The sequence below is a fragment of the Falsiroseomonas sp. genome (assembly GCF_041690465.1).
Lineage (GTDB): Bacteria > Pseudomonadota > Alphaproteobacteria > Acetobacterales > Acetobacteraceae > Falsiroseomonas.
Window position 1 is genome coordinate 1 of record NZ_JAWLHG010000102.1, and the last position, 3,153, is coordinate 3,153.

Annotated in this window: 3 protein-coding genes and 1 pseudogene; 2 read left to right on the forward strand and 2 right to left on the reverse strand. The window is 69.4% G+C overall.

Annotated elements, in window-relative coordinates; translation table 11 throughout:
• Together ACESM1_RS30280 and ACESM1_RS30285 are read right to left on the reverse strand one after the other, a co-directional pair.
• Positions 1-162, reverse strand: a 162-nt coding sequence (locus tag ACESM1_RS30280; RefSeq protein ID WP_372625126.1) for a helix-turn-helix domain-containing protein, incomplete at its 3' end; no start/stop codon positions are given.
• Positions 163-243: 81 nt separating this feature from the next.
• The gene (locus tag ACESM1_RS30285) at positions 244-483 is read right to left on the reverse strand and encodes a hypothetical protein (protein ID WP_372625122.1); all 240 of its coding nucleotides are present in this window, start codon (positions 481-483) and stop codon (positions 244-246) included.
• A 317-nt stretch (positions 484-800) separates the two neighbouring features.
• Here ACESM1_RS30285 and ACESM1_RS30290 point away from each other — a divergent pair.
• A pseudogene (locus ACESM1_RS30290) lies at positions 801-917 on the forward strand (ATP-binding protein); the annotation flags it as partial.
• 655 nt (positions 918-1,572) lie between these two features.
• Complete coding sequence (locus tag ACESM1_RS30295) at positions 1,573-2,670, forward strand: amidohydrolase family protein (RefSeq protein WP_372625124.1); 1,098 nt, start codon at positions 1,573-1,575, stop codon at positions 2,668-2,670.
• Positions 2,671-3,153 lie beyond the last annotated feature (483 nt).

Below are 3,153 nucleotides of genomic sequence, written 5' to 3' on the forward strand. Positions count from 1 at the left end.
CCCCGGCCGCGGCGGCCGCGCCCGATACCGCGCCGCCTCCGGGTCACGCAGGTAGCGCCGCACCGTGTTCCGCGACACGCCCACCTCGCGCGCGATCTCCCGCACGCCCTTGCCATGCTTGGCCAACACCCGGATCTCCAACGCCAGCTCTCCCCCAAGCATCCGAGCCCCCGCCAACATGACGGGGCACCCTAAGCCTGGGTCAGCTTTCAACCGGCGACCGGGTCAGTTTCACTCCGGCGGCTACACTTTCTTCTGCACCCTGCACCAGAGGTCATGCTTGATGTCGATAGTGAAGCCCCGGTGCTGTTCGCTGCGTAGGTCACGGTCGTTAGAAGTGCCAGGCGGCCGTTCTTCGCCGAGCGCGTTCTTGCAGATGTCGGGGGCGAGCTTCTCGACCTGCTCAGGTCCGAAGATGCGGAGCGCGTTTGCAAGTTCGGCGAGAAGCTCCTCGTGCGAAGCGAGCAATGCGTCGCGCGCCACGGTCCGGAGAACCTCCGACGCGCCGGCCCAAGAACGCCTCTTCCGCTGCTCGGGCGAGTTCGTCAGCCCGGTCGAAAGCTTTCTCGAAGAACACGAGGTTTCGCCACCGCCTCTCGACCACTTCGGAGAACTTGGTGAGCCGCTCGGACAATCGCTCTAGGTCGGGGAAATAGCGACAGGCGAAGTGCCAATCGGCCGCCGAGACCTGCGCTGCAGGCCCGGGCGGTTCCGGCGGTTCTTCGGCGTTCCTGAATCTCTGCCACTCGCGGTCATACTGCCGACGCAGGGACGGATCAGACAGCACCTCATAAGCGCGGTTGATCAAGCGCTACGAGCGGGGCGCGATGATCCTCACCTCGAACCTGACCCTCGGCAGTTGGGACCAGGCCTTCGCGGGCGAGACGGTGCTGACGGCGGCGATGCTCGATCGCCTGCACGCCCGGCCTCGCCGCAATCTCACGCACCAGCGCTTCCACGGTTTCCCTGGAGTGCTCGGGGAAGCCGAAGTTGCCGGGGTCATCCAGATGCCGCTCCGCCACGACCTCCAGCCCCTCCTGGCCGAGTACGCGGAGCGTGGCCGCCTACACAGCATAGAGGGAGGGCGTCACCAGCCCGATCCGGCGGGCACCGAGCGCGCGCCGGCTTCCGATCGCCCAGCAGCTCCGACCGGCCGGCCTGAGGATTGTGCGGCGGCCGGAAACGTCAGCCGCTCGAGCTCCTTTCGACGGGCGCCCCATGACCGCGCAAGGCCGACAAGTTGGACCTGAGCAGCCAGCCGCGGCGTCCTCACCTCCACCGGAAGCGACAGCGGGAAGCCCGACATGCGCCTCATCGTGCGCTGAATGCCGCGGCTCTGGTCGTGCTGTGCCCGCTGGCCCGGCGTGCCGAGGCCGATCGGCTCGCCGGCGGGTGGCGGCCGGGGCACGTGGATATCCTCTCGCCACCTGCAGTGAGAAGGAGCCGATACACGAGCGCACAATCCCTGGCGCGTCCGCCACGCCGCGCAAGGTGACGCAGGTCTGCTGGCCATTTCTCTTGCGTGAGTGCCTGACTTGCGCTGTCCGGGCAGCGTTGGGCACTCTCGGCGCCATGATGTCGTCAAGTTCTCCCGGCCTCACGCCGTCGCGCCAGATCGCGATCCGCGAGGAGTGGCTCGCGCAGCTGCAAGAGGAGCCGCTCGATCCCGCGCTTCCGATCGTCGATCCCCACCACCATCTCTGGGATCGTGCCGAGGAGCGCTATCTTCTGGACGATCTGCTGCGCGACACCGGCACGGGCCATGACGTGCGGGCCAGCGTCTTCGTCCAGTGCGGCGCCATGTATCGCACGACCGGCCCCGAGGAGGAGCGCTCCCTCGGCGAGACGGAGTTCATCAACGGCATCGCGGCTGCGAGCGCCAGCGGCACCTACGGGCCGATGCGTGCCTGCGCCGGCATCGTCGGCTTCGTGGACCTCACGCTCGGCGACCGCGTCGCGCCGCTGCTCGAGGCGCACCTTGCGACGGCACGGGCGAGGTTCCGCGGCGTGCGCAACCGCACGGCTTGGCACCCCTCGCCGGAGGTGCGGTCGAACCTGCTCGGGCCGCCTCCGGGGCCCCTCGAGGATCCACGCTTCCTGGAGGGCGCGCGCCGGCTCGCCGAGCATGGTCTGGTGCTCGACATCTGGGCCTATCAGACGCAGCTGCCGGGTGTCGCGGCGGTCGCGCGCGCCGTGCCGGATCTGACGGTGGTCGTGAACCATTGCGGCGGACCGCTCGGCGTTGGCCCCTATGCCGGACACCCGGAAGAGGGTTTGGCGGAATGGCGGCGGGAGATCCTGGCCCTTGCCGCATTGCCGAACACGGTGATGAAGCTTGGCGGCCTCGCCATGGAGGTGGGCGGCCACGACTTCCACCTGCGCGACCTGCCGCCGAGCTCGATCGTGCTTGAGGCGGCGTGGCGGCCCGTCATCCACACGCTCATCGAGGCCTTCGGCGCCGGGCGCTGCATGTTCGAGAGCAACTTTCCTGTGGACAAGGGGATGTGCGGCTACGGCGTGCTCTGGAACGCCTTCAAGCGCCTCGCCGCGGGTGCGGGGGAGGGCGAGCGGACCGCCCTGTTCTCCGGGACGGCGACGCGGGTCTATCGCCTGCAGGATGCACCCGGCTGCGAAAGCCTGCGGGTTCAGGCGGGATCGGGGAAGCCTTAGAGTTCGGCCGGGTTGTCCAGCAGCGCGCGCTGCCGCGGCTCCGGATCGGGCACCTAGGCGCGGAGCAGGTCGAGCTGGCTCGGATGCGGCCAGTTGCCGGCCCGGAGCACCCGCTCCGGGGTGGCGCCCGCCAGTGCAGAAGCGACGTCTCCCGCGTCGGGCCGGGCGGGTGGGCCGAGCCGGCTCGTGATTGTAGGGGTCGGACAGCTTCACCCAGCTGTTCTCTGCATCCAGCAGGCCTCGGACCGCACCTCGGGCACCGCCGGCAGGTCGGGCCAGCGTTCGGCCGAGGTGACGGCGAGCGGGCGCAGCGCCGCGCTCCGGATGTTGGGCAGCGCCGCCGGCAGATGCCTGAGCGGCCCCGCGCTTGGGCGTTTCGAGGAACGGCTAGAGCGGTTTCCGATCAGTCTGCATCGTAGCCGGCAGCGGCGAAGTAGTTGGCGCACTCCCCAGGCGTGAAGGCGTCGACGATGCGGCCGATGG

Coding starts and splice junctions, on each gene's coding strand:
- ACESM1_RS30295 (WP_372625124.1), top strand. CDS start 1,573: ATGATGTCGTCAAGTTCTCCCGGCCTCACGCCGTCGCGCCAGATCGCG.